The organism is Acidovorax sp. SDU_ACID1, assembly GCF_045291395.1.
Taxonomy (GTDB): domain Bacteria; phylum Pseudomonadota; class Gammaproteobacteria; order Burkholderiales; family Burkholderiaceae_C; genus MR-S7.
In genome coordinates this window covers 1411649-1434617 of record NZ_CP152342.1, presented here as the reverse complement: position 1 = coordinate 1434617, position 22969 = coordinate 1411649, and the positions used below count along the sequence as shown (strand labels likewise).

Here is a 22969-nt window from a genome sequence, read left to right as displayed (position 1 = left end):
TCATGCGCAACGGCCACGCCTGTTCAGCCGTGCTCGGCCAGCGCCTGCCGCCATTGCCGCAACTGCTGCACCGTCGCGGTGACGCCGCCGCAGACGACCACCAGCACGTCCTCGGCATCGCCCAGCGCGGCATGGTTGGCGTAGGCCAGCGCCAGGCTGGCGCCGCAGGCTGGCTCGACCAGCAGGCGGTGGTCGTCCAGGAAACGCGCGCAGGCAGTGACGGCGGCAAGATCGGTGACGGTGGCGCTGCGGGTGGGGTGCTGCCGGGCCAGCGCGAATGCCTGTTCGCAGACCTGTCTGGCGGCCAGCGAGGTGGCGATGCTGGTGACTGCCTCCAGCGCGATGCGTTCGCCCTGCGCCAGCGATTGCGCGAAGGCATCCGCGCCATGCGTTTCCGCCGCGATGACGGGCACGTCGCCCCAGCCGTTGCGGCGCAGCCCTTCGACCACGCCCGCATACAGGCCGCCGCCGCCGACCGACAGCACCACCGCGCCCGGCGTCAGTCCGTTCTGCGCCACCTCATCGACCAGGCTGGCATGGCCTTGCCATAGAAGCGGGTCGTCGAACGGGTGCAGGAAGGCGTCGTCCTTCCCCAGCAGCGACTGCGCCAGCGCGTTGGCCTCGTGCCAGGCCTTGCCGTGCACGATGAGGTCGGCGTGTTCCGCGCGGATCAGGGCGCGGGCGCGCTCGGTGGTGGTTTCGGGCACCACCACGGTCACCGGAATGCCGAGGCGGCGCCCGGCATAGGCCACGGCGATGCCCGCATTGCCGCCGGACGAGGACACGAAGCGCCGTTTGCCGCGTTGGGCATGCGCCTCGCAGGCCAGGCCGATGCCGCGGATCTTGAACGAGCCAGGCGGCTGCAGGTTCTCCAGCTTGAGCCAGACGCGGCGGCCCGCGGCCTGGCTGAGGGGGTGGGATTCGATGCAGGGGGTGGCGATGTGCAGAGGCATGTGGCGGCATTCAATGGCGGGTGTTGGTGTCGTGTGTCATTCGCCGAATTCCCGGCGGGTGCGTGGCGCGTCTGGCAGTTGCGTATCCAGCGAGGCGCGGTAGCGGACGCAGCCGCGCATGAACTGCGGCCAGTCGGGCACTTCGGGTTGGCGCCCGGCCTGCTCGGGCAGCAAGGCCCACAGGTGCGGGTGGTACCAACACAGGTCGTGGCCGGAGCAGTCGCGATGGGCTCGGATGCCGGCGCGCAGTTGCTTCACCTCGGCGATCAACTGCTCGTGGCTCATGTGTTCGAGGTCGGCATCGGGCGTTGTCGTCATGTTGTGCGCCTCGTTCAGGGCTGGACGGCCAAGCCCTGCCAGTAGCGGTAGAGGCCGGCGATGTCGGACGAGCACAGCAGTGGCATGGCATGCTGGATCTGTGCGAGCGGCCAGTCCCACCACTGCATCTCCAGCAGCATGGCGATCGTGTCGTCGTCGAAACGCTTGCGGATCGCCTTGGCTGGATTGCCGACGACGATGTCGTAGGGTTCAACATCGCGCGTGACCACTGCCCGGCTGCCGACCACGGCGCCATGGCCGATGCGTACGCCAGGCATGACCATGGCCTCCGCGCCGATCCAGACGTCGCTGCCGACGACGGTATCGCCCGCCTTCTGAAAGGCGTCGCGCGCCGTGGCGAAGGCCGACTCCTCCTGCATGTAGAAGAAGGGGAACGAGGATGCCCAGTCGTACCGGTGGCCCTGGTTGCCGGCCATGATGAAGGATACGCCTGTGCCGATCGAACAGAAGCTGCCTATGACCAGACGGTCGACGTCGTCACGGTCGGGCAGCAGGTAGCGCGCGCAATCGTCGAACGCGTGGCCATGGTAGTAGCCGGAGTAGTAGCTGTAGCGGCCCACCTGGATGTTGCGGTTGGTCACCTGCTCGGTCAGCATCTTGCCCTTGAAAGGGCTGTCGAAAGCGTTGTTCATGGAAGTCTCGTTGAAAAGGTGGTGCAGCCCAGGGGTCCCTTGGCCACGTGTGCAGCATGCGGCATCGCCGTGCCGAACAGCCGCGACCGATCAGGCCCAAGGGGTGAATCGGAGTCAACGTTCATGCCTGCCCCTTACGCCACGCCCGCAGCCGGTTGCGCACGTTGGCGTAGGGCGAGGCGGTGTTGAACTGGATCATGCGGCCCTGGGTCCACTTGCCGTACCAGGGGCGCCCATACAGCGCGGCGTCGTCGCTGGCTTCGATGCGGGCGACGATGGCGGCCTTGGCGGCGGTCAGCCGGTCCAGCAACTGCGGCCAGGGCAGGACCTCGTAGTCGCGGTAGAACTTCTGCGCCAGCCTGCCCAGTTCGTTCCATTTGAAGCCGGTCTCCGGGAAGTCGATGGACTGGCCGTCGGCATCGCGCTGTAGCCATTTGAGCACCAACTCGTTCCAGCCCAGTAGGTAGGCGACGAGGTTAGCGGGGCTCATCTGGGTGCCCTTGGCGTGGCCTTCCATGCCGGGCGTGTACACCTGCTCCGGTGGGATGGCGTGCAGCGCCTCCTTCAACTTGCCGAACTGCGTGTCGATGGTGTGCAGCAGTTCAGCCTTGCTCTGTGGGACTGCCATGTGTGGCCTCCTGGGTGGGGTGCGTGGCAAACGTGTTCTCCGCGACGGTGATGACCCGTTCACAGGCGATGAGCACGTTCAGCGAATCGGCGATGAAGCAAAGGCGGTGAGATTTCTTACGGGATGCAGGCATGGTACGGGCATATCGGCGGCTGCTTGTGCATCAGCGCGTGGCAGCAAGCGCGGTACGGTTCTGGTCTGCCGCATCCCTGTCCTGTGCCGTCACTGAAGTCAGCCGAGTCAGTCGCGGCGCACACCATTGGTGCAAGTCGTCCATCAAAGAATAGACCACCGGCACGAATACCAGGCTGAGCGGGGTCGAGGTGACCAAGCCGCCGATCACCGCAATGGCCATCGGCGCGCGAAAGCCCGCATCGGCACCGCTGGCGAACACGGCGGGCACCATGCCCGCGGCCATGGCGATGGTGGTCATGACGATGGGCCGGGCACGCTCGGCGCCCGATTGCAGCAGCGCCTGCGCACGCGGCATGCCGTGGCGGTGCTTGTCGATCACGAAGTCCACCAGCAGGATCGAGTTCTTGGTGACGATGCCCATCAGCATCAGGATGCCGATCACGGCAGGCAGGTCGAGCGCGGCGCCGTACAACAACAATCCGCCGATGGCACCGCCCAGCGACAGCGGCAAGGCCGTGAGGATGGTGATCGGCTGCAGAAAGTCGCGGAACAGCAGCACCAGCACCGCGAACACCATCAGCACGCCAAAGCCCATGGCGGTGGCGAACTTGTCGAACATCTCGGCCATGTATTTGGCATCGCCGTACGCGACCTGGCGCACCCCGGCCGGCAGATCGCGCAGGGCGGGCAGGGCTTCGATGGCCGCCAGGGCCTCCCCCAGTGTGGTGCCGGCCACCAGATCGGCATCCACCGACACGCGGCGCTGGCGGTCGAAGCGTTCGATGCGCGAGGGGCCATCGGCGTATCGCAGGTCGGCCACGGCATGCAGCGGCACGGTGCCGCCGTCTTCGGTGGCGACGCGCAGCCGGCGCAGGGTGTGGAGATCGTCGCGGGCCGATTCGGCCAGCGCCACGCGCACCGGCACCTGCCGGTCGGCGAAGTTGAAGCGGGTCGAGTTCGCGTCGAGGTCGCCGACGGTGGCAATGCGCAGGGTGTCGCCGATGGCCAGCGGCGCGACGTTGGCGCGGGCGGCCTCATCCACGCGCGGCTCGACGCGCAGCTCCGGGCGCGGCAACGGCTCATTGACCTGCACGTTGGCGATACCGGGGACATCGCGCATCTGGCGGCGCAGTGCATGGGCGGCCTCGGCCAGCGTATCCGGGTCATCGCCCACCAGGATCACGGAAAGCTCGCGCGCGGCGGTTTCACCCCGCACGGCCACACGCAGGTCGGCAACGTCCGCCAGTTGCTGGCGCAAGGTCTGCTCGAAGGCCTTCTGGTCCAGCTTGCGTTCGCCAGGCGGCACCAGCTTGATCAGCAGCGAGCCTTGCGCCACATCGTCACCGCCTGCAGTGGCAAAGATCGCGGCCACTTCCGGGCGCTGTGCGATGCGGTCGGCCAGCATTTGCAGGCGGGCATCGGTCTCGGCCAGCGGCGTGCCAGGTGGCAGGGTGACGTCGAGCTGCGCCAGGCTGCGGTCATTGACGGGGAGAAAGCCCGAAGGCAGCAGTGGCACCAGTGCCAGCGATGCTGCCAGGAACGCCGCACCGGCCAGCAACGTGGCGCGGCGATGATGCAAGGCCCAGTCCAGCAGACGAAGGTAGCGGGCCATGAGGCCGCCGGACGCAGCGGCCTGATGCACCGCCTCTCCGGCTTTGGGGGAAAGAAGATAGGCCGCCAGCAACGGCGTGCCCAGTCGCGCCACCAGCATCGAAGCCAGCACCGCGACCGACACGGTGACGCCGAACTGACTGAAATACTGGCCGATGGTGCCACCGATGAAGCTGACCGGCAGAAACACCGCGACGATGGTGGCGGTGATCGCGATCACCGCGAAGCCGATGGAGTCGGCCCCGTCGATGGCGGCCTGGAACGGACGCTTGCCCTTGTCCAGGTGGCGCTCGATGTTCTCGATCTCGACGATGGCATCGTCCACCAGGATGCCGATCACCAGGGTCAATCCCAGCAAGGTGATGCTGTTGAGGGTGTAGCCCAGCCAAGCCATGACCACGAAGGTCGGCAGGATCGACAGCGGCAAGGCGATGGCGGCCACCAGCGTGGCGCGCCAACTGCGCAGGAACAGGAACACCACCAGCACGGTCAGCAGTGCGCCTTCGATCAGCGTAGTCATCGCGGCGCGATAGCTGGAGCGGGTGTAGTCCACGGTGTTGGACACCTGCTCGATGCGCACATCGGGGTGTGAGCGTTGCAGCGCACTGATCGCCGCTTCCACGCCTGCTGCGACCACGGTATCACTGGAGCCCCGCGTGCGGAACACCGCAAAGCCAACCACTTCTTCACCATCGAGGCGGGCGCGGGTACGGGGTTCGGCGCCACCGTCGCTGACCTGCGCCAAATCCGACAGCCGCGCCCAGCGTCCATCCGGCAATGCAATCGGGCGTTCGGCTAGGGTTTCCACGCTGAGCGCGCTGCCCAGGGCACGGATGGCGCGCTCGCGCCCATCGAGCGTGGCGCGGCCACCGGGCACGTCGATGTTGGACTGCGCCAGTTGCGTATTGACCTGTCCTGCCGTGATGCCCAGCGCGTCCAGCCGGTCCGGCAACAGTTCGACGCGCACCTCGCGCCCGATGCCGCCCAGGCGCTGCACCTGTTGCACGCCCGGTGCGGCCAGCAAGGCGCGACTGACGGTGTCGTCGATGAACCAGGACAGTTCCGGCAGGCTCTTGGCCGGGGCGCGCACCGCGTAGTGGAACAGCGCGCCGCCTTCGACATCCACGCGCGCGATCACCGGCTCCAGGATGCCTTGCGGCAGGTCGGAACGTATCTGTGCTACCGCATCGCGCACGTCGTTGGTGGCGCGGTCCGGGTCGATGCCGAGCTGGAACTCCACCGTCGTCAGCGACAGCCCGTCGCTCATCGAGGAACTGAGGTGGCGGATGCCAGCCAGCCCGGCCACGACGGCCTCGACCCGGCGCGTGATCGCGTTTTCCAGTTCGCTGGGTGCGGCGCCCGGCTGCGCGATGGACACGGTGACGATCGGAAACGTCACCTGCGGGTTGGCATTGACCGGCAGCTTGACGAAGGCCATCCATCCGGCGATGGACAACACCAGGAACAGTACGATGGTCGGGATCGGGCGGCGGATCGCCCAGGAAGACACCTGGAGGCTCATGGCGTGTTTCCATCCTCGCGGTCATTCGCAACAGTGACCACATCGCCATCACGCACGAAGGCGATGGCCTCCTGCACCACACGCTCGCCCGGCTTGAGCCCGGCGACGATTTCAAGCAGATCGCCATGGCGGCGGCCTGGCGTGACGGCGCGCTGCGACACGCGCCCTTGCGCATCCACCAGCATCACGCTGGACTGGCGTTCTGCATTGGTCGTCACGGCGCGTGCGGGGACGGCCACCGGCAGAGTCTGCGCAGGCAGGGTAAAGCGGGCCTCGGCGTGACTGCCTGCACGCCATCTTTCCTGCCGGGCGTTGGTCGCGTCGAGCATCACGCGCACCCGACCCAGACGCGTGCGTGGATCGAGTTCGGGTGTGATCAAGCGCACCGTGCCGTCGAGGTCATCCTCACCATCGGCCAGGCGCACCGTCGCCGCCATGCCGATGGCAAGCTGAGCGAGATCGGTAGCGGTCGCTTCGGCATCGAGTTCGATTTCACCCTCGCCAATCAACCGGAACAACGGCTCGGCGCCAGCCAGTGCCCCCACGCGGGCCGTGCGCATGGACACCACGCCATCGACGGGCGCAAGGATGTCGGCCCTGGCGCGCTGGCTGCGTTGCTCGGCCACCTGCGCCTGGGCCTGCTGTACGTCGGCACGGGCGGCTTGCAGACTGGCGGCGGCAGAAGCGGCACGCGCACGTTGCTCGTCACCCTGTTGTGCGCTGACCGCGCCCGAGCGCGTCAAGGGCTCTATGCGTGCCAAGGTGGCACGGGCTTCTGCGTCCAGTGCTTGCTGCTCGCGCAATGCCGCCTGCGCTCGCGACAAAGCGGCCTCGGCCTGCTGCAGTTGTGCTTGCACGTTGGTGGTCTCCAGACGTGCCAGCAATTGGCCTCGACGTACACGCTCACCCACGTCAACATGCACCTGCGCCACGCGCTGGTCCTGCAACGCCGTGCCGATTGCGATGTCTTCCCGCGCCACCAGCGTGCCGCTCAGGCGCAGCGTGGGTGTGACCGTGGCCGGGCCTGCCACGCCCGCGGTGACGCGCATGGGTGGATCGTCCGCTGGTGCGTCGGAAGCGTCGGGCCACGCCCACATGACGGTCAGTGCGAGCGCCACCAGCGCGGCCGACACGATCAGCCATGCACGTAGTGGCAAGCGAAAAGAAGTGAAAGATGCAGCGGTGTGGCGATTCATCAGCGTTGTCCGGCGGTAGGAAGTTCGGAAGCGGACGAATGGACCGGGCTGTCCAGTCCACGCAGGCCCGGCAGCCAAGTGGCGGTAGCGAGCAGGATCACGGCGACCACCGCCATCGCGGCGAGCACCGGGCGGCTGCCAGTCAGGTCGATGGCGCCACCGGCCAGCAACACCGCCAAGGGCGTCGCGACCAGTGCCGCAGCGGTGGATGCACCCAGTACCCGACTGCGGATGGCCACGGGCGCACGCCGCAGCAGCACAGTGGTCAGCAAGGGGTTGAGCGGGCCGGAGCCCAGTCCGGCCAAGACACCGGCCACCAGCCGCAGGCCTTCGCCATGAGCCAAGGTGAGCAGGAAGAACGCCAGCACCTCCAGCGTCAGGCAAGCAAGCACGATGCGGCGCAATCCCAGACGCGCACCAAAGCGGGCAAAGGCCAGTGCGCCGACAATTGCACCGCTACCAGCTGCGGCCAGGAACCAGCCCAGTGAGCTGGCCGCCAACCCGGCCTCGCGGATGCGCACCGGCATCACGACCGCATCGAGCGCACCGAACAGGCCGACCACGGTGGTGCCGAGCAGCAGCAAGCTGCGCAGCGAGGGATCGCCCAGCAGGAAACGCGCGCCAGCCAGCACGTCGGCGGATCGGCTGGTGTCCTGGCTGATGCGGCGCACGCGTCGGCCCGGCAGGGACAACCGATCCAGCACCGCTGCCATCAGCGAGCATCCGGCCGTCAGAAGCAAGGTCCGTTCCGGTCCGAACAGCGCAATGCCCAGGCCCGCCGCAGCCGGGGCCACGATGTTGGCCAGGCTGCCGACCAGCTTGTTCAACGCCGTTGCGCGCTCCAGCGGCATGCGGGCCAGCCGCGCCAACTCGGGGTAACGCGACTCCTGCGCGGTCATCCCCGGCCCATCGAACAGCGCGCCCAAGGCGATCAGGGCCAGCAAGGTCGCCAGGCCCAGCCGTTCGTGGCCTGCCAGCCAAACGATCAGCGCCATGCTGGCAGCGCTGGCCAGATCCGCACTGACCGCCACCGGCCGTGCGCCGAAGCGGTCGATCAGCGTGCCGCCGAAGAACGAACCAAGAATGAGCGGCAGCATGCCGGCAGCAGCGGCCACCCCGGTCCAGGCGGCACTGCCGGTCATGCCCAGCACCAGCCAGGGCAGCGCGACCGCCGCCACGCTGTTGCCGAACAGCGAACTGCCGCTGGCGGCGATCACGCCCAAGATCGGCGCGCGACGACGCTTGGGGAGCAGGCTCATGGCGCAGACTCTTTGCGGGCTTCTGGCGTCAGAAGCTGTAGTTCAGCATCACGGTGCCGGTGACGCCGGTTTTCTCTTCGACCAGCGGACTGTCCTTGGCACGATCACTGAACTGCATGACGTTGACGGCGGCAAACAGCGACCAGTGCTTATTGAAGTCGTGCGTCCAGTCGGCCGTCAGCGAATAGGCGTAGATGCCGGATTTGGGCGTGAACTCCGCGAAGCGGCTGCGCTGGCTTTGGGCCTGAGAGACGCCGAAGTAGGTCTGGTTGTAGTCGCGGTCGGCCGCATGCACGTTCATGCCCACGGTGACTGTGTCCTGGGCACCATCGAAAACGGTGCTTTCCAGCCCCAGCCGGTAACGGTTGCCGCGCTTGTCTTGCCCCGCCACGCGGAACTCGGCCTCGGCATTGACGGCCAGCCAAGACGTGAGCTGCTGCGCCGCCAGCACGTTGATGACTGCGCTGCTCTTGATTTCGCCCATACCCGCGAGCGTCTTCGAGCCGGGTCGCCTGTCGCTGTCCTTCTCGGTGCGGCCGAAGTCATAGCTCAGTGCCGAACTGACGTAAAAGCCGGATTCGGTCATGTATTCGGCACCCAAACCGCGCACGCTGTCGGCAAAGAAGATGCCGCGATACACCGCCACTGTCGGCACCGGCAGCACCTTGGTGTCCTTGGCTCCCAGGTAGCGCGGCATCACGCCTGCACCCAGGCCGACGATGACCTCGGTTTTTTCGCCGAACAGGCTTGGCGTGGCAGGAACATCCTGCGCGTGGGCGGCCATGGTTGCCATGCAGCCCGCCGTTGCCAGCGCGGTCGCCAGCAGTTTGCGGATGCGTGTGGGACGTAGAGAGAAAGAGAAAAACGAGCTCATGGAGGGTTCCTTCGGTTTTGACAGACAAAGCGGGGCCTACGGCCGCCTGTCAGTCAGGTGCCGGAGGAAGAATCGAGCAGTCGAGGGAAAGCGCCGGGAGGCGATTCAGTCGCTTAACCGGCAGGCGGCTCCAGGAAGCGGCGCACCATGCGCAGCAGCACAGGGGTATGTGTGCTGGCCTTGAAGTCCGGGTCCATCAGCGCACGGCCGACAGCGCCATCGGCCAAGGCAATCAGCCAGGTGGCCGCAAGCTCCGGTTGGATTGCGGAGTCGATCTGGCCCTTGGCGATCCCGCGCTGCAACAGCGCCGCCAAGTCGGCCTTGATCCGGGCTTCGTTCTCGGCAAACAGGCTGCCGATTTCTGAATTGCTCATCGTCTCGGCCGCGATCTCGACGCTGATGCGGGCATAGACTGGATCGGCCGATTGTTCCAGCAACTCAATCGCCAAGTTTTCGATGGCGGTGATTGCATCATCTTCATCGGCCAGGCGAGCGAAGCGCGCATTCATTTCGTTGCGATCGTCCTCGGCAATGGCGGCGATCAAGGCCGACTTGTTCGGGTAGTAGTGGAACAGGTTGCCTGGGCTCATCCCGGCGGCAGCGCAAATCTCGTTGGTCGAGGTGCCATGGAAACCCTTGCGGGCGAAGCAGGCCACGGCGGCATCGAGGATGTGGCGGCGCTTGGCCTCCTGTTTTTCGGGGTCGATCTTGCGCATTGCATTACTCCTTGGTGTTCGGGACCAGTACTGACTTTGCCCGTCTCTGGCCGACCAGTCGGCCGCCGACATAGGTCATGCTCGCAGCGAGGATCAACACATAGCCCAGTAGCTCGGCACTTTCTTCTATCGCGTTCTTGAACAGCTTCATGTACTGCGCGTCGAGCAGTCCTTGCCAGAGCAGTCCCATTCCCAGCAGGCGTGAATAGACCAGCACGACGACCAGTCCGGTCAGCATGCCGACACCGGCCCGCGAGACCAGCAGCCTCGCCATGCCGCACAAAGTGCCGCGCCAATCATGCATGGCATGCACCAGGCAGGCACTGGCCACGCCCGCGACCATTCCCTGCCACACCCCGTCGCCGATGCCATCCAGCAAGGCATCGTTCTCGCGGATCAACATGCAGGCAAACAGACCCGCGGCGAGCACGGCAAAGCGCCGGTCGGATGGCGAACGCCACCCCAGCCAGACAAAGGCAAAGACGATGGTTGCAAGCAATACGGATTGCGTCAGTTCCAACAGAGAACGCTCACCGACCTCATTGCCCAGCCAACGCAGGTCCGCGAGCAACAGCATTGGGGGCAGGCTGACCAATGCGGCGTACAGGGTGGCGCATGCCAGTGCGGCCAGGACGATCCGTCCCGGCGTCGGTGCATGCGCTGACAGAATCGAACGCCATCCCGGCAACGTTGTCGGCGACCGCGCCATCCCGACCAGAAGATCGACCGCCGTCTGACTGGCGTGGATCGGCTGCAACGCGTCGGGGGTCGTCCTTCGGGCGGAATCACTCATCACTGCAAAGGCCCTGCATTTGGTTTTCATTTGTTAGACTAAGTAGTCTATCTATTATTAAGGGCAGCCCAGAACGTGTCAAGCGATTCCGTCATCAAGGATTTCCTCATGCACTACTCCCTCCCTTTTTCGTCGCGTGGCATGTTTCGCCGCACCGCTGTCTTCATCGCTGTGACGCTGTTGAGCGGCTGCGTTACCTTGGGGCCAATACCCGATGCTGCGCAGCCCTTGGCGGCCGATTGGCGTCATCGCGGTGTGCTGACCACCACACCAGGCGCAGCCCCGGCGACGTGGTGGAGTGCCTTCAACGATCCGGTGCTCGATGCGCTGGTGGCGCAGACGCTGGTGTCGAATCTGAACTTGGCGCAAGCCGGACATCGTTTTCGCGCGGCTCGCGCCCTGGTCCGACCTGCCGCCGCACAGCAACGCCCTCAGATCGTGGCCGGTGCCAGCAGACAACGGCAGCAACGGCTTTCGGGCCCGGGCAACATCGATCTCCAACGTAGCGAGCTATCTCCAGACGGCCTGTTGCTGCGCGAGGAAGGACGCAGCAGTGGAGATTGGCAGGCTGGGTTCGATGCGGCGTGGGAAATCAATCTGTTCGGACGGGCCTCTGCCGGGGTGGCGGCGGCACGGGCGGCGGCAGAAGGTGCCGAAGCCGAAGCAGAGATGGCGCGTGTATCGGTGGTCGCCGAGGTGGTACGCAGCTATGTCGAACTGCGAGCTGCAAGCTGCGCAGCAATCCGAACCCGGATTGGCCGCCGAACCCTGCCGTGACCCTACAGGCCCGGCTTTACAGCCCCAGGCTTTATGGCGAACCGACTGTCAATCCAGGACTGAAAGACTATGTCCGCAAGTGGTTCGGTGCAGACTGCCCGACGCCCTTCGAGGTGGATCTGACCCAAGGCGCGGTTGGTACCATCGAACGCGTGCTCGGCTCCTACTTGGTGGCTGGCGACAAGGTGGCGGTCGAGAATCCATGCTTTCTGAGCAGCATCAATCTGCTGCGTACGGCCGGGCTGCAGCCACTTGGAGTTTCCGTCGACGCCGAAGGCATGTGCCCCGATGCGCTGGAGGCGGCACTCGCGAAGGGAGCCAGTGCCGTGATCCTGACGCTGCGGGCGCACAACCTTACGGGGTACAGCATGAGCGAGAAGCGCGCACGCGTGCTAATGCGCCTACTGGCCAAACACCCGCACTTGCTGTTGATTGTGGACGACCATTTTGCATTGCTTTCTAACACGGCCTATTACTCGGTTGCGAGCGCTGCGCGAGTTGCGTGTACCTGAAGCCGCACGCCCGGCCCTGAACGCGCTCAGCCAGCCGGACGGCGCGCTGCGACGCGAAGGTGTCGGCGTTCTAGGCTACCTCCGGTATGGACCAGCATCTCCACAACTTGCGGCACTCGCCACGGGCGACCCACAGGATGAAGTGCGTCGCGCTGCCCTCGCCGCCACACTTGACGAGCGAACCGCTACAGGCTGCCGTACGAATGCAAGCCCGACAGGAACATATTCACGCCCAGGAAGGCAAAACTCGTCACGATCAGGCCAGCGAGCGCCCAGTAGGCGGCCGCATCTCCCCTGAGCCCCTTAATCAGGCGCATATGCAGCCAGGCGGCGTAGTTCAACCACACGATCAAGGCCCAGGTTTCCTTGGGATCCCATTGCCAGTATGCGCCCCAGGCATCGGCCGCCCATAACGCGCCCAGGACGGTGGCCACGGTAAAAAAGGCGAACCCGAGCGCGATAGCGCGGTACATGATGTCTTCCAGCACCTCTAGCGAGGGCAGCCGGCGCGAGATGGGCCCGCGCAGCGTCAGCACGGCCCCGACGAGCAAGGCGCCGACCCCGAAGTACAGCATCCAGACAGGCGAGAAGCCCCGCGAGCCGAAGATCAGCGGTTCGGCGCAAAGCACCGCGCCCAGGCCGAAGACCGGAATCAGGGGCTTGCGCGAACGGGTCTGCCCGTGCCGCTTAACCAGGTAGGCGAACGCCACCGTGCCCGCCAGCGAGAACGTGCCGTAGCCGACGAAATTGGCCGGCACGTGCAGCTTCATCCACCAGCTCTGGAGCGCGGGCACCAGCGGCTGGATCTGATGGGCGTCGCGCGTGAGCGAATACCAGAGCAGGAACACGACCATGGAGGCGACCGCCAGCATCGCGAATCCGCCCAGCGCCCGCGTCGCGTAGCGGAACTCGTAGTAAAGATAGAGCAACGCCGTGACCAGCGCGAAGAAGACGAAGACTTCGTACAGATTGCTGACCGGAATGTGCCCTACGTCCGGCCCCAGCAGATGCCCCTCGCGCCAGCGGACCAACAGGCCGGTCAGGCCCGCCCACACGCCGCCCCACGTCAGCGCGGTGCCCAGCCAGGCGAGCGCGGGCCGCGCCAGGCCGGCCCAATAGCAGATGGTGCCCAGCACGAACAGGCAGCTCATCCAGAGAATCGCCGATTGTGATGCCAGCAGGTACCTGAGCAGGAATACGCTCTCGGCCTGGCCGAGATCGCCCTGCTCCAGCCCCCCACCTCCCGAGTACAGCCAGACGGCCAGCAACGCGCTGGCCCCGCAGGCCAGCGCAAGCCGACGCAAGGGGCGCCACAACCATCCCAGCCAGGCCAGCGCCGGGACGGCGCCCACCAGCATCGCCTTTTCGTAGCCGTTGAGCGCCTGCCCATAGGCCACCAGCGCATACACGGCGAACGTCGCGCAAACGATGAAGAACCCCGCATCGGCGAGGGTCAGCCGCCTGAGGGGGCGGACGTCACCGACCAGGGCGCCGGGTGCGGACAGGTCGGGATGCGGCGAGACGGACCCTGCTGCGAGTAGAGACATCGGACGATCTCCAGGAAAACATCCGCCCGCGGGCAGCCCGCCAGGCTGGACGACACAAGGAATTTGTCATAGGACAAACAATTCTACGGGCATCGACACTGCGACGTACAGGGATGCGGCGATGCGCCGCCGCGCCCGGCCATCCCTACCAGATTCGGGAGAACTGTGCTAGGCGCTGCCGCAGGGCAGCGGCAGCGCGCCGGCCTCCATCGGCTCGGGACGCGCCCGTTCCATCTGCCTGCAGGCCACGTTCACCCTGGACATGGCCTGGGCGATTTCATCGATGTCCAGGGCTGCGTACCCGAACAGCAGATGGCGGGGATTGGCGTCGTCGACCTCGCTGGACGCAGTATGGGACAGCGGATACAACCTCACGCCATACCCCAGCGCAGCGGTGGAGATCAGGTTGGCGTCCGGGCTGTCCGCGGGCAGCTCGAAGGCAAGGTGCATGCCCGAGTTCTGGCCGCTTACCGTGCCCTCCCCGCCCCACACGGCCCCGATCCCGCGCAGCAATTCGTCTCGCTGTTCTTGGTAGCGCCGCCGCAGGTACTGCAGATGACGCGCGAAACAGCACTCATCGAAGTAGCGGGCCAGGACGGCCTGGGTCAGCCAGGGGCTGCCGTTGTTGAGCAAGGCCTTGCGCTCGACGAAAGCGTCCACCAACGCGGGCGGACAGACCATGTAGCCCAGCCGCAGGCCGGGCCCCAGCGTCTTGGAAAACGTGCCCAGGTAGATGACCTGCGCCGGGCTTATCGCGGCCAGGGGTAGCGGCAGGACGGAGTCGTAGCAGAAATCCCCGTCGTAGTCGTCCTCGATGACCAGCGCACCGCTGCGACCAGCCCATTCGAGCAATTGGCGGCGCCTAGCCATCGACATGGTGTAGCCCAGGGGATACTGGTGCGACGGCGTGACGTAGGCGAGCCGGACCGGCCCCTCGGGCAGCAGCGACGTGCGCAGGCCCTCCTCGTCGACCGGGATGGGGACGGCCACGGCGCCGTGCCGCCGCACCAGGTTCCTGAAGCCGGTGTAACAGGGGGACTCGAACACCGCCGCGCCATCGCGGTCCAGGAAGTGCGAGGCGATCAGGCTCAGCGCCTCCTGGCTGCCGGCCGTGATCAGCACCTGTTCCGGTTCGACCTTCAGCGCCTTGGAGGCCGATAGGTAGTCGGCGATCTGGACCCGCAGGCCCCACAGCCCCGCGGGCGGTGCGTATTCCGCCATCGCACAGCTGACGTGGCGCAGCAGTTGGTTCGACAGCGTGATGAACTGGCGTCGGGGAAACGCGTGGAGTGAGGGCCTGCCGACCTTGAAGTCATAGCGCGGGGGAATCGCCGGCGTCTCTCCCCAGACCCCGCTCGATAGCGCGGAATTGGCGGCGGCCGCGTACACGGCCGGGCGGTCGAGCACGAAATCCGGGGTCTTCGGATTGACCAGCAGGGCTCGGTCCAAGGTAACGAAGTACCCCCGGCTGGGCCTGCTCTCGATGAGGTTGGAATCGATCAGAAGCTCATAAGCCCCGAGCACCGTGTTTTTCGATACCTGCAGTAGCGAGGACAGGCGATTAATCGCCGGCAACCGGTCTCCCTCCTGCAATCGTCCGGCGCGGATCAAGGATGCAATCTGGTCCGCAATCTGCTGCTTGACAGGTTTCGCGTTCAACCTGGATAGGGAAAGCGGTAGTGACATGATGGGCAACCACCGGATGAAAACGATATCGCCCCTCGGGGCGACGAGGACCAAACCCGTTCCTCGCACTATCACGGTAGTCTCCCGCGCGCGAACCAACTTTGTCCTAGGTCAAACAGAAACAATGAAACCGTAACCATCACATGCCCGGGACCCATACCTTATCCACCGGCAACGATGGTGACACAGTGCATAGGCCGGCGTTCCGGCAAGAATCTTTAGGGAGAGATCGATATGCACACCAAGCTATTGAGCGCGACTTTGCTACTCGTCTCGGCCGGCACCGCCTGGGGTGCGCCGAGCGAGGAACACCTCATCAAGGCAAACCAGCTTTTCCAACAGAACTGCGCCGTCTGTCACGGCGCCGATCGCGGCGGCTACATCGCACCCGGCCTGACCAGCAACCGGCTGGTGCAGAGCGAAGCGGCGCTGCGCGGCACCATCATGACCGGCATACCCGACACCCTGATGCCGCCCTTCGTGGGCCGGCTCTCGGACGAGGAAATCCGGTCCATCGCCCATCTCATCAAAACGCAGGGCGCCTCCGACCCAAAATGGGGGCTGGAGCAGATCCGCGCCAGCGTGGAAGTGCTGGTGGACGAATCCACCCTCCCCAACAAGCCGACCTACGCCATCGACACGGTGTACGACCTGATGGTGGTGATGGCGCGCGGGCGCTATGGCCGCGGCGACGAGGGTAACAACGCGCGCACCGTCTTCCTGGACGGCAAGACCAACAAGATAGTCGGCGAAATCGCCACGCCAGTCGCGCCCCACATCATGGACTTCAGCCCGGTCGCCGAGCGCTGGGCATGGCTCAAGAGCGACGATGGCACGGTCTACAAGATCGACCTGTACACCCTGCAGATCGTGCGCAAGGCCAAGGTCGGCCTGACTGGCCCCGGCATCGCGCTGTCCAACGACGGCAAGTGGCTGGCCATCAGTTCGTTCGTGCCCAAGAGCGTGGCCATCCTGAAGGCCGACACCCTGGAGCCCGTGAAATACATGGACCTTGAAGGCGAGGATCCGGACGGGAAATTCGTGAAGTCGGCGGGCGGCCCGGTCATTGGCAGCCGCATCAACAACAAGTTCGCGCTCACGCTGCGCCAGGCCGGCCAGATCTGGATCATCGACCCGGACAAGCCCGACATGCCCGTGACCAAGCTGACCAAGGTCGGCCGAATGCTGCACGACACCTTCCTGACGCCGGACGGCCGCTACTCCATGGTCGCGTCCTATGACGACAACAAGATCATCGCGATCGACCTCAAGGACGACAAGGTCGTGCGCGACATTCCGACCGGCTGCCAGCCCCACGTCGGTTCAGGCGCAGTGACGGAGGTCAACGGCCGGTTCCTCGCGTTCGGCACCAATATCGGCACTTGCGACAAGGGTTCGGTAGTCACGGTGTGGGACACCAAGGACTTCTCGGTCGTCAAGCAGATCCCGGTCGCCGGCGCCACCGAATCGCCCGCCGCCCATCCCAACGCACCGTATGTCGCAGTTGACATCGTGGACAAGGACAAGCGCGCCGCCTGGATACAGCTGATCGACAAGAACACGCTGGAAGTCACGAAAACGCTGGACGTTGGTGGACATGCCTTCTTCCCTGACTACAACCGCACCGGCAACTACCTCTACGTGAGCTCGGGCTACTGGGGCGATCGGCTCAAGATCTACGACAGCAAGACGCTCAAGCTGGTGGCCGAACACAAGATGGAAAGCCCGTCGGGCATCTTCTCGCGTGCACGCACCCGCTGGCTGACCATCGGCCTGTCCGAAACCCGCAAATTCTGACTGGAGGACCACGGACATGAAATCGCTTCTCAGCATACTCGTGGCGTTGATGCTCTCGCAGGCCGCGGCGCTGGCGCTGGCCGCCGACGGCAAGCCCGCGGTCATCGACGGCGGCAATCCCGACACGCTCTCGCCCCACGTCTCCACCATGCTACCCCTATGCGCGTCATGCCATGGCGCCGACGGGATCAGCGCGGTGGGCCTGTATCCCAACCTGGCCGGGCAGAAAGTGGAATACCTGGTCAAGCAGCTGCAGGCCTTCAAGTCCCGCGAGCGCAACGACCCGGTCATGAGTTCCATGGCCGAGCCCCTGAGCCCTGAGGCCATCCAGGAACTGGCCCAGTACTTCTCCAGCCGCAAATGAAAGCCGGGGCAGCCGCCCCCGCGAGGAACCCCAAAACGGAGATCCGCCGCTCGGCACGAGCCCTCACGAACCCCAAGCCAATTTTTCAGGAACGACGATGACAACGATCTCTCTGCTTGTCCATGATGGTTTCGCGGACCTCGATGTGTTCATTCCCCTGGACGTCCTTAACCGCGTCAATGCAAAAGACTGGAATGTCAACATCGTCGGGACCGCCCCGGTACATCGCTCGAAGCTCGGCGTGGCGGTGGAAACCAATGCCGGCCTGGATGCGATCGCCTCCTCGGATGTGGTGTTGATAGCCGGTGGCCTGGGCTCGCGCAACTGCCTGCAGTCACCGGAGTTCATGAATGCCCTGCGATTCGCGCCAGACCGCCAGCTCATCGGTTCTCAGTGTTCTGGTGTCCTGATTCTGGCCAAGACTGGCATGTTGCAGGGACATAGCGCGACGACGACGAAATCGGCTAAGGGCGAGCTGCAAAGCATGGGCATCGAGGTCCTTGACCAGCCCTTCGTTTCACATGGAAACGTCGCGACAGCAGGGGGTTGCCTCGCTGCGCTCTACCTTGCATCGTGGGTTCTGTACCGGCTGGCCGGAGTCAGCGAAGCGCGCCGTGCGCTGGATCAGATGCTGCCAGACGGCGAAAGCGACTTCTTCCTCGACAAGATCGAGGCCGTGGTGCTTCGGGAAGGATGCGACCCGGAACTTTAGCGCCGTGGCCCATGTGGTGTGCTCACCAGCTAACGGCGGGTGCCGTTGGAGGTAGCAGAACTCCTGTCATCGAAACCAGCAGCCGCAGTTCGGACCGGCCACCCAACCAATGGAGTTGAGTATGAAAGATCTTGGCGTGCGTGTATTGATGCTCCTACTTTCCATTTCTGGGGCAGTCGCCAACGTAGCGTTCGCGGCGGGCTACCCTGAAAGACCGATTACCCTGATCGTGGGTTTTCCCGCAGGAACGGCATCGGATGTCGCCGCGCGCGTCGTAGCGCAAAGTATGGCAACGCATTTGCGAACGGCCATCGTTGTGGAGAACAAGCCAGGCGTGTCGGGCAGCCTCGCGATGTCGCAGTTCTTGAAGGCCAAGCCAGATGGCTACTCGATCATCCTCTCCGCGAGTGCACCCGTGGCGATCAATCCTCATCTGTACAAAAGCCTGGGCTACACGTCCCCGGACAGCTTTGTTCATGTCGGGCAATGCGCCTGGGTGCCGCTCGTTCTTTTGAGCGGTCAAAAACGTGACCTCCGGTCCGTGCAAGACTTCGTGCGTACTGTGAAGTCGGAACCCGGAACACTGATGTATGCCTCAAGTGGCTCCGGCACGTTGAGCCACTTGCTCATGATGTTGCTAGCCCACAGGATCGGGGCGACGACCCTTGAGCACATCCCCTATAGCGGCAACCACAAAGGTCTGATCGATCTGATGGCCGGAAACGTGGACGTCATGTTCGAGACACTGTCAGCTGCGCGGCCGCACATCGAATCAGGAAAACTCAGGGCTTTAGGCGTCAGTGCCCCAGAGAGGGTTTCGTTCGCGCCCTCCATCCCGACCATTGAGGAACAAGGAATACCTAACCTGCGCCAAGGTGCGTGGCTGGGAATTTCCGCACCGAAGGGGACCCCCCAGGCCGTCATTGAGAAACTGCACATGGCATTGAATGCCGCCCTCTCCGACCCCAAGGTGCTCAAGAGCCTGGAGGCACAAGGGCTGGTTGCCGTGAAGAGCCGCAGTCCGGAAGACTTCTCTCGTATGGTCTCGAACGACTACAGACAGTGGGGCGAGGTTGTCCAAGCCGCCGGGGTCAAAGTCGAGTGAGTGTCGAGCAGCAGTTGCACACCATGTGACGCAGCTTCCTGTGCGAGGTTACACATCTCGAGGCATGCGATAAGGAGAATGAATGATGCCGAAAACCATTGTCGAACGCTTGGCCGACTTCACTGTTAGCAGCCACTTCGAAAACCTGCCTGGTGAGGTGACCCGGGAGTGCAAGCGCATCGTGCTTGATTCCATCGGCTGCGCGGTCGCAGCTACCGGACTTGATCACGGACGCATGGGGATTGCCTTTGCTCGCCGCGTTGGTGCTGGCACCCAAGAGTCCACCGTCATCGGTACCTCAGATCGCCTGTCCGTGTTTGGCGCGGCTTTTGCCAATGCCGAACTCATCACGACGTTGGATATGGACTGCGTGGTGCCGCCGGGGCACGTAACCCCCTACGTCCTGCCTGGCATACTGGCAGTCGGCGAATCCCTTGGGGCTTCCGGGAAGGAGGTGATCACGGCAGTGGCGATCTCCCACGAAATGAGTCTGCGCTTCGGCAAGGCCATGGACACTCTGCGCGATACCAAGGACGGCAAAGCCAATCCACCGAAGGTATTCGGCTTCACGAGCAGCATCTTCGGCGGAACCGCGGCGATCGGGAGGCTGATGAAGAGCAGCAGGGAGATCATCGCAAACTCCCTCGGTATCGCCGGCAGCATTTCGCCGGTGAACTCACAGGTCGCGTGGTCCCAGCACGCACCGAGTTCCACGATAAAGGGAACAGCCGCCGGCGTGCTGGCACACCAAATCCTGACCGCAGCGCAGCTCGGCGAACTGGGACATCGGGGAGACCTACGGGTGCTCGATGATTCCGAGTTCGGCTACGCCCGATTCATCGGCACGTCCAAGTGGGAACCGGAGCATCTCGTTAACGGACTGGGCCAGGAATGGCTGTTTCCTTCCATGACTTCGTACAAGTCGTATGCGCATTGCCGCGTCATGCACGGATCTATGGACTGCGTGATCGAGATCGTCGATCAACATGACATCAGGCCCGAGGAAATCGAGGCGATCAAAGTCTACGTCGAAGGCTTCACGGAACAGCCGGTGTGGCTCAATCGCAAGATCGAGCGTGTGCACGACGCCGTGTTCAGCATGGCGCACGGTATTGCAATGAGTGCTCATCGACCAGCGCACGGGCGTGCGTGGCTTGACTCGCAGCTCGTATTTAGCCGGTCTGTCATGGCCCTGATGGACAAAGTGACTACGGAGGTACATCCGGACTACGCCCAGTTACTTGCCGCGAGTGGAAGCAGCCGCCCGGCATGGGTGGAATTGCGCGCACGTGGACAGACGTTCGTTCGCCGAAAGCTTTATCCGAAGGGCAGCCGGTCGCCAGAGCCGGGAACTTACATGACCGATGATGAGCTGATAGGAAAATTCCGCCGCAACACGGAAGGCGTGTTGTCACCTTCCAGTATCGACGGCCTGATTGACGCGATCCTGAACTTGGACGGCGTGGCAGATGTGGCAAGAACCCTTCCCATGGCAGGCGATGTATGTGCACCTTTACAGATTGCGGCACATGTGCCCTAAACAGCGAGGAGACTGCCCCGTGCAAGCGCGCGGCTGTCGGCTGTGAAGGTCTCAGTCGTTAGCCAGCAAGGGACACTCAGTGTTTACCCTGTATTGTCATTGACTCAGACAAATTATCATGAGAGGAAGCGCATCCACAAATCTATGGGACCAGCATGGCTTACAAGTGCGATCTGGTCGACTTGCAGCTGATCGTTCATATCGTTGAATCGAGGAGCCTAACGGCTGGCGCCGAACGCACTTTCTTATCCCCGCCGGCCGCCAGTGCACGTCTAAAAAAATCCAAGATGCTTTCGGCATCCAGTTGTTCAGACGTTGCAGCGATGGGCTGGCGCCAACCGCCTCCGCCTTCTCCTTCCTTGAACATGCCCGTGCCATCCTTGCGGCTTACGATCGACTAGTCCAAGAAATTGACATTGGTAGAAATCAGCCGATGCAGTCCATCAAGGTTTGGGCTTCAACGATCAGCGTCAACGAATTGTCAACCTTTGTCGAACGGTTCATTCTTCAGCATCCCGGCCTCGATTGTACTTTGGCGGAATCCTCCGCGCGTGAAATCACTAATGCGATTAAAACCGCGAAAGCCGATATTGGTGTTCTCAGCGGCCCAATTCGCGAAGATGCCTTGGTTTACATCCCTCTCAAGTTGGAACATCTGGTCTTATTAGTCCCACCTCAACATCCGCTGATGGATTACTCTTCAGTGGCTTTTGAGCGAGCTTTGCAATACGAATTTGTTGGGCTCGGCGAGCGAAATCCGTTGCAGCAGTTCATCACGCGAACCGCCGAAGCTTCCCATCAGCGGCTCAAGGTGCGCGCACACACACACAATTTTGATGCCCTGTGCAGCCTCGTCCATTCAGGGGCTGGAATAGCCGTTCTTCCCCTCGATGAGGCAGAGCCCCGCGCTGCTCGAGGCTACGGAAGCGTCATCAAAGTTACAGACGGTTGGGCGGTGCGCGAGCTGCAGGCAGTTGTCCAGCGCGACCGAGATACGGAGCCTCTCATTGCAGAGTTCCTGAGCGCGCTCACAGCCGGATACAGATGCATGCAAGTGGCTACGGATGGTCCAACAGAAAACGAACTCCGCGATGCCGGGCCTTTGCCGACAAGCCAGCGCTCAGCCGCTTCGCAGGCAGCCTACGATGGGCAGGCTGACCAAGGAGCCCGATAACCCCCCGATAAGGCGGCGCTTTCGGGTGGCGACCACGCACAACATCATCCATCTGGCTCCTGCAGCCGCATACTGGCGTGGCTTCCCGTGGACATCGTGTCCGCAAAGCCTTCATCGGCAGCTTCGGCTGCCCTGAAGTCCAGCCTCGCTGGCGTCGCAGTCGTCACCTGCCCTCGAGTTCCTCGGCTTCGGCTGGGGCGGCCGCCTTGTCGGTCGTGAGTTCCTGTCGGCGCGTGCGCCGGCGCTAGACGCATGGTATGCAGCTTCGCGCTGTCTGCCATCGAGCGAAGGCTTGCACCGCAAGGTCGCAGGCCTTCACCCATTGCGGGCCATCCTGGCCTGCGCTGAACCGCTCCGCCATCGGCGGAGCATTCCCGAACGGGGACCCCAAGTCCCCGCCAGGGTTGGGCGTTCCCCTTTCTTTCCGAAGGAGAACCCCATGTTCGCTGTCCCTGTGACGAGAGAGTCGCGCCGCGTGCCGGTGCTGTTGGGCGGGTCCGGGCTTGCCCGACCCATGCCCGCGCCGCGCCGCGTGCTGCCGGCGCTGCTTCTGCCGAAGCGCTACCCCTGCGGGTGCGACGGCCGTTCGTGCGCAGCATGCGCCACCGAAGGTTGACCGCCATGACGGTCGATCTCTACCGGCGGCGCATCGCCGCGACCGTTGTCGACCTGGCCCGGAGCGATCCGGTCCTGGTCAAGGAGGTGATCGCCCGTCTGCGCATGACAGGCGAGATCGAGTCCGACGATTTGGTCTACCTCGACCGGATCGCCGACCGCTGGATTGCAATTTCCAAGGCCAACGCCCAGCGAAGCGCCTCAGCGCTCGCGCGTCAGACGCGCGGGTAGCAAGGCTCCCTTCTCCTGGGCCAACGCCTCGGCGATCCGGTCCAGCAGATCCGGACGTTCCTCGGCCAGCGTGTCGGCCCATCGGGCCAGCGCCTGGTCAAGATCGTCCTGTGTTCGCGCCCCACCGACGTCGATGCCGATTCGTCGGAGTTCATCGATTTCGGTGGACGTGAACCGGAGAGAAAGGCCTGCACGAAGCATGTGTGGGTCTCCAAGGCGTGTGGGTAGCCAGCTTAGCAAAGTGACGCACC

23 protein-coding genes are annotated in these 22969 nt (G+C 64.2%); 10 read left to right on the top strand and 13 right to left on the bottom strand.

Going from position 1 to position 22969, the window contains the following annotated elements:
- Window positions 1-23: 23 nt before the first annotated feature.
- The 10 genes from AAG689_RS07010 to AAG689_RS06965 all read right to left on the bottom strand — a co-directional run bounded on the left by AAG689_RS07010 (window position 24) and on the right by AAG689_RS06965 (window position 10658).
- Complete coding sequence (locus tag AAG689_RS07010) at window positions 24-953, bottom strand: pyridoxal-phosphate dependent enzyme (RefSeq protein WP_406625325.1); 930 nt, start codon at window positions 951-953, stop codon at window positions 24-26.
- A gap of 36 nt (window positions 954-989) precedes the next feature.
- Complete coding sequence (locus AAG689_RS07005; RefSeq protein ID WP_406625324.1) at window positions 990-1271, bottom strand: hypothetical protein; 282 nt, start codon at window positions 1269-1271, stop codon at window positions 990-992.
- 14 nt (window positions 1272-1285) lie between these two features.
- Window positions 1286-1924, bottom strand: coding sequence for a type B chloramphenicol O-acetyltransferase (catB, locus tag AAG689_RS07000; RefSeq protein ID WP_406625323.1), 639 nt, complete (start codon window positions 1922-1924; stop codon window positions 1286-1288).
- Between the two features lie 121 nt (window positions 1925-2045).
- The gene (locus tag AAG689_RS06995) at window positions 2046-2552 is read right to left on the bottom strand and encodes a ClbS/DfsB family four-helix bundle protein (protein WP_406625322.1); all 507 of its coding nucleotides are present in this window, start codon (window positions 2550-2552) and stop codon (window positions 2046-2048) included.
- A 163-nt stretch (window positions 2553-2715) separates the two neighbouring features.
- A complete protein-coding gene (locus AAG689_RS06990; RefSeq protein ID WP_406625321.1) occupies window positions 2716-5820 on the bottom strand; it encodes an efflux RND transporter permease subunit in 3105 nt (1034 codons plus the stop codon).
- Window positions 5817-7016, bottom strand: coding sequence for an efflux RND transporter periplasmic adaptor subunit (locus AAG689_RS06985; protein ID WP_406625320.1), 1200 nt, complete (start codon window positions 7014-7016; stop codon window positions 5817-5819). Before AAG689_RS06985 ends, AAG689_RS06990 begins: the two co-directional genes overlap by 4 nt.
- Complete coding sequence (locus AAG689_RS06980) at window positions 7016-8275, bottom strand: MFS transporter (RefSeq protein WP_406625319.1); 1260 nt, start codon at window positions 8273-8275, stop codon at window positions 7016-7018. Before AAG689_RS06980 ends, AAG689_RS06985 begins: the two co-directional genes overlap by 1 nt.
- A 28-nt stretch (window positions 8276-8303) precedes the next feature.
- Window positions 8304-9149: a MipA/OmpV family protein gene (locus tag AAG689_RS06975; RefSeq protein WP_406625318.1), complete on the bottom strand. Its 846-nt coding sequence runs from the start codon at window positions 9147-9149 to the stop codon at window positions 8304-8306.
- A gap of 113 nt (window positions 9150-9262) precedes the next feature.
- Window positions 9263-9865 carry a TetR/AcrR family transcriptional regulator gene (locus AAG689_RS06970; protein WP_406625317.1) on the bottom strand — a complete coding sequence of 201 codons (603 nt, stop codon included), beginning with the start codon at window positions 9863-9865 and terminating at the stop codon, window positions 9263-9265.
- A 4-nt stretch (window positions 9866-9869) separates the two neighbouring features.
- Window positions 9870-10658 (bottom strand): hypothetical protein, encoded by a 789-nt coding sequence (locus tag AAG689_RS06965; RefSeq protein ID WP_406625316.1) that lies wholly within the window; start codon window positions 10656-10658, stop codon window positions 9870-9872.
- A gap of 108 nt (window positions 10659-10766) precedes the next feature.
- Here AAG689_RS06965 and AAG689_RS06960 point away from each other — a divergent pair, with 108 nt between their 5' ends.
- On the top strand, window positions 10767-11435 hold the full coding sequence (locus AAG689_RS06960) for a TolC family protein (protein ID WP_406625315.1): 669 nt from the start codon (window positions 10767-10769) through the stop codon (window positions 11433-11435).
- Window positions 11432-11947, top strand: coding sequence for an aminotransferase class I/II-fold pyridoxal phosphate-dependent enzyme (locus AAG689_RS06955; protein ID WP_406625314.1), 516 nt, complete (start codon window positions 11432-11434; stop codon window positions 11945-11947). The genes AAG689_RS06960 and AAG689_RS06955 overlap by 4 nt, the downstream gene beginning before the upstream one ends.
- 185 nt (window positions 11948-12132) lie before the next feature.
- Here the strand turns inward: AAG689_RS06955 and ccsB are convergent, their stop codons facing one another.
- The gene (gene ccsB / locus AAG689_RS06950; protein WP_406625313.1) at window positions 12133-13494 is read right to left on the bottom strand and encodes a c-type cytochrome biogenesis protein CcsB; all 1362 of its coding nucleotides are present in this window, start codon (window positions 13492-13494) and stop codon (window positions 12133-12135) included.
- 168 nt (window positions 13495-13662) lie between these two features.
- The gene (locus AAG689_RS06945; protein ID WP_406625312.1) at window positions 13663-15153 is read right to left on the bottom strand and encodes a PLP-dependent aminotransferase family protein; all 1491 of its coding nucleotides are present in this window, start codon (window positions 15151-15153) and stop codon (window positions 13663-13665) included.
- Between the two features lie 261 nt (window positions 15154-15414).
- Here AAG689_RS06945 and AAG689_RS06940 point away from each other — a divergent pair, with 261 nt between their 5' ends.
- From AAG689_RS06940 to AAG689_RS06905, 8 genes are all read left to right on the top strand, one after another.
- The gene (locus AAG689_RS06940) at window positions 15415-16977 is read left to right on the top strand and encodes a cytochrome D1 domain-containing protein (protein WP_406625311.1); all 1563 of its coding nucleotides are present in this window, start codon (window positions 15415-15417) and stop codon (window positions 16975-16977) included.
- 16 nt (window positions 16978-16993) lie between these two features.
- Window positions 16994-17341: a c-type cytochrome gene (locus AAG689_RS06935; protein ID WP_406625310.1), complete on the top strand. Its 348-nt coding sequence runs from the start codon at window positions 16994-16996 to the stop codon at window positions 17339-17341.
- A 97-nt stretch (window positions 17342-17438) separates the two neighbouring features.
- On the top strand, window positions 17439-18053 hold the full coding sequence (locus AAG689_RS06930) for a DJ-1/PfpI family protein (RefSeq protein WP_406625309.1): 615 nt from the start codon (window positions 17439-17441) through the stop codon (window positions 18051-18053).
- A 121-nt stretch (window positions 18054-18174) separates the two neighbouring features.
- The gene (locus tag AAG689_RS06925) at window positions 18175-19158 is read left to right on the top strand and encodes a Bug family tripartite tricarboxylate transporter substrate binding protein (RefSeq protein ID WP_406625308.1); all 984 of its coding nucleotides are present in this window, start codon (window positions 18175-18177) and stop codon (window positions 19156-19158) included.
- A gap of 82 nt (window positions 19159-19240) precedes the next feature.
- Window positions 19241-20698, top strand: a complete 1458-nt coding sequence (locus AAG689_RS06920) for an MmgE/PrpD family protein (protein WP_406625307.1) — start codon at window positions 19241-19243, stop codon at window positions 20696-20698.
- 155 nt (window positions 20699-20853) lie between these two features.
- On the top strand, window positions 20854-21099 hold the full coding sequence (locus AAG689_RS06915; protein WP_406625306.1) for a LysR family transcriptional regulator: 246 nt from the start codon (window positions 20854-20856) through the stop codon (window positions 21097-21099).
- Window positions 21100-21131: 32 nt separating this feature from the next.
- Window positions 21132-21872, top strand: a complete 741-nt coding sequence (locus AAG689_RS06910; protein WP_406625305.1) for a LysR substrate-binding domain-containing protein — start codon at window positions 21132-21134, stop codon at window positions 21870-21872.
- A gap of 621 nt (window positions 21873-22493) precedes the next feature.
- Complete coding sequence (locus AAG689_RS06905; protein ID WP_406625304.1) at window positions 22494-22718, top strand: hypothetical protein; 225 nt, start codon at window positions 22494-22496, stop codon at window positions 22716-22718.
- On the opposite strand, the gene AAG689_RS06900 is transcribed toward AAG689_RS06905, so the two are convergent.
- Window positions 22689-22919: a hypothetical protein gene (locus AAG689_RS06900; protein WP_406625303.1), complete on the bottom strand. Its 231-nt coding sequence runs from the start codon at window positions 22917-22919 to the stop codon at window positions 22689-22691. The two genes, AAG689_RS06905 and AAG689_RS06900, sit on opposite strands and share 30 nt — an antisense overlap.
- Window positions 22920-22969: the final 50 nt, after the last annotated feature.

Excerpts from the sequence above, each read along its gene's own strand:
- AAG689_RS06905 (WP_406625304.1), top strand. The coding sequence starts at position 22,494 with ATGACGGTCGATCTCTACCGGCGGCGCATCGCCGCGACCGTTGTCGAC.
- AAG689_RS06965 (WP_406625316.1), bottom strand. The coding sequence starts at position 10,658 with ATGAGTGATTCCGCCCGAAGGACGACCCCCGACGCGTTGCAGCCGATC.
- AAG689_RS06990 (WP_406625321.1), bottom strand. The coding sequence starts at position 5,820 with ATGAGCCTCCAGGTGTCTTCCTGGGCGATCCGCCGCCCGATCCCGACC.
- catB (WP_406625323.1), bottom strand. The coding sequence starts at position 1,924 with ATGAACAACGCTTTCGACAGCCCTTTCAAGGGCAAGATGCTGACCGAG.
- AAG689_RS06910 (WP_406625305.1), top strand. The coding sequence starts at position 21,132 with ATGCAGTCCATCAAGGTTTGGGCTTCAACGATCAGCGTCAACGAATTG.
- AAG689_RS06985 (WP_406625320.1), bottom strand. The coding sequence starts at position 7,016 with ATGAATCGCCACACCGCTGCATCTTTCACTTCTTTTCGCTTGCCACTA.
- AAG689_RS07010 (WP_406625325.1), bottom strand. The coding sequence starts at position 953 with ATGCCTCTGCACATCGCCACCCCCTGCATCGAATCCCACCCCCTCAGC.
- AAG689_RS06970 (WP_406625317.1), bottom strand. The coding sequence starts at position 9,865 with ATGCGCAAGATCGACCCCGAAAAACAGGAGGCCAAGCGCCGCCACATC.
- AAG689_RS06975 (WP_406625318.1), bottom strand. The coding sequence starts at position 9,149 with ATGAGCTCGTTTTTCTCTTTCTCTCTACGTCCCACACGCATCCGCAAA.
- AAG689_RS07005 (WP_406625324.1), bottom strand. The coding sequence starts at position 1,271 with ATGACGACAACGCCCGATGCCGACCTCGAACACATGAGCCACGAGCAG.
- AAG689_RS06935 (WP_406625310.1), top strand. The coding sequence starts at position 16,994 with ATGAAATCGCTTCTCAGCATACTCGTGGCGTTGATGCTCTCGCAGGCC.
- AAG689_RS06980 (WP_406625319.1), bottom strand. The coding sequence starts at position 8,275 with ATGAGCCTGCTCCCCAAGCGTCGTCGCGCGCCGATCTTGGGCGTGATC.
- AAG689_RS06930 (WP_406625309.1), top strand. The coding sequence starts at position 17,439 with ATGACAACGATCTCTCTGCTTGTCCATGATGGTTTCGCGGACCTCGAT.
- AAG689_RS06920 (WP_406625307.1), top strand. The coding sequence starts at position 19,241 with ATGATGCCGAAAACCATTGTCGAACGCTTGGCCGACTTCACTGTTAGC.
- AAG689_RS06900 (WP_406625303.1), bottom strand. The coding sequence starts at position 22,919 with ATGCTTCGTGCAGGCCTTTCTCTCCGGTTCACGTCCACCGAAATCGAT.
- AAG689_RS06925 (WP_406625308.1), top strand. The coding sequence starts at position 18,175 with ATGAAAGATCTTGGCGTGCGTGTATTGATGCTCCTACTTTCCATTTCT.
- AAG689_RS06940 (WP_406625311.1), top strand. The coding sequence starts at position 15,415 with ATGCACACCAAGCTATTGAGCGCGACTTTGCTACTCGTCTCGGCCGGC.
- AAG689_RS06960 (WP_406625315.1), top strand. The coding sequence starts at position 10,767 with ATGCACTACTCCCTCCCTTTTTCGTCGCGTGGCATGTTTCGCCGCACC.
- ccsB (WP_406625313.1), bottom strand. The coding sequence starts at position 13,494 with ATGTCTCTACTCGCAGCAGGGTCCGTCTCGCCGCATCCCGACCTGTCC.
- AAG689_RS06995 (WP_406625322.1), bottom strand. The coding sequence starts at position 2,552 with ATGGCAGTCCCACAGAGCAAGGCTGAACTGCTGCACACCATCGACACG.
- AAG689_RS06915 (WP_406625306.1), top strand. The coding sequence starts at position 20,854 with ATGGCTTACAAGTGCGATCTGGTCGACTTGCAGCTGATCGTTCATATC.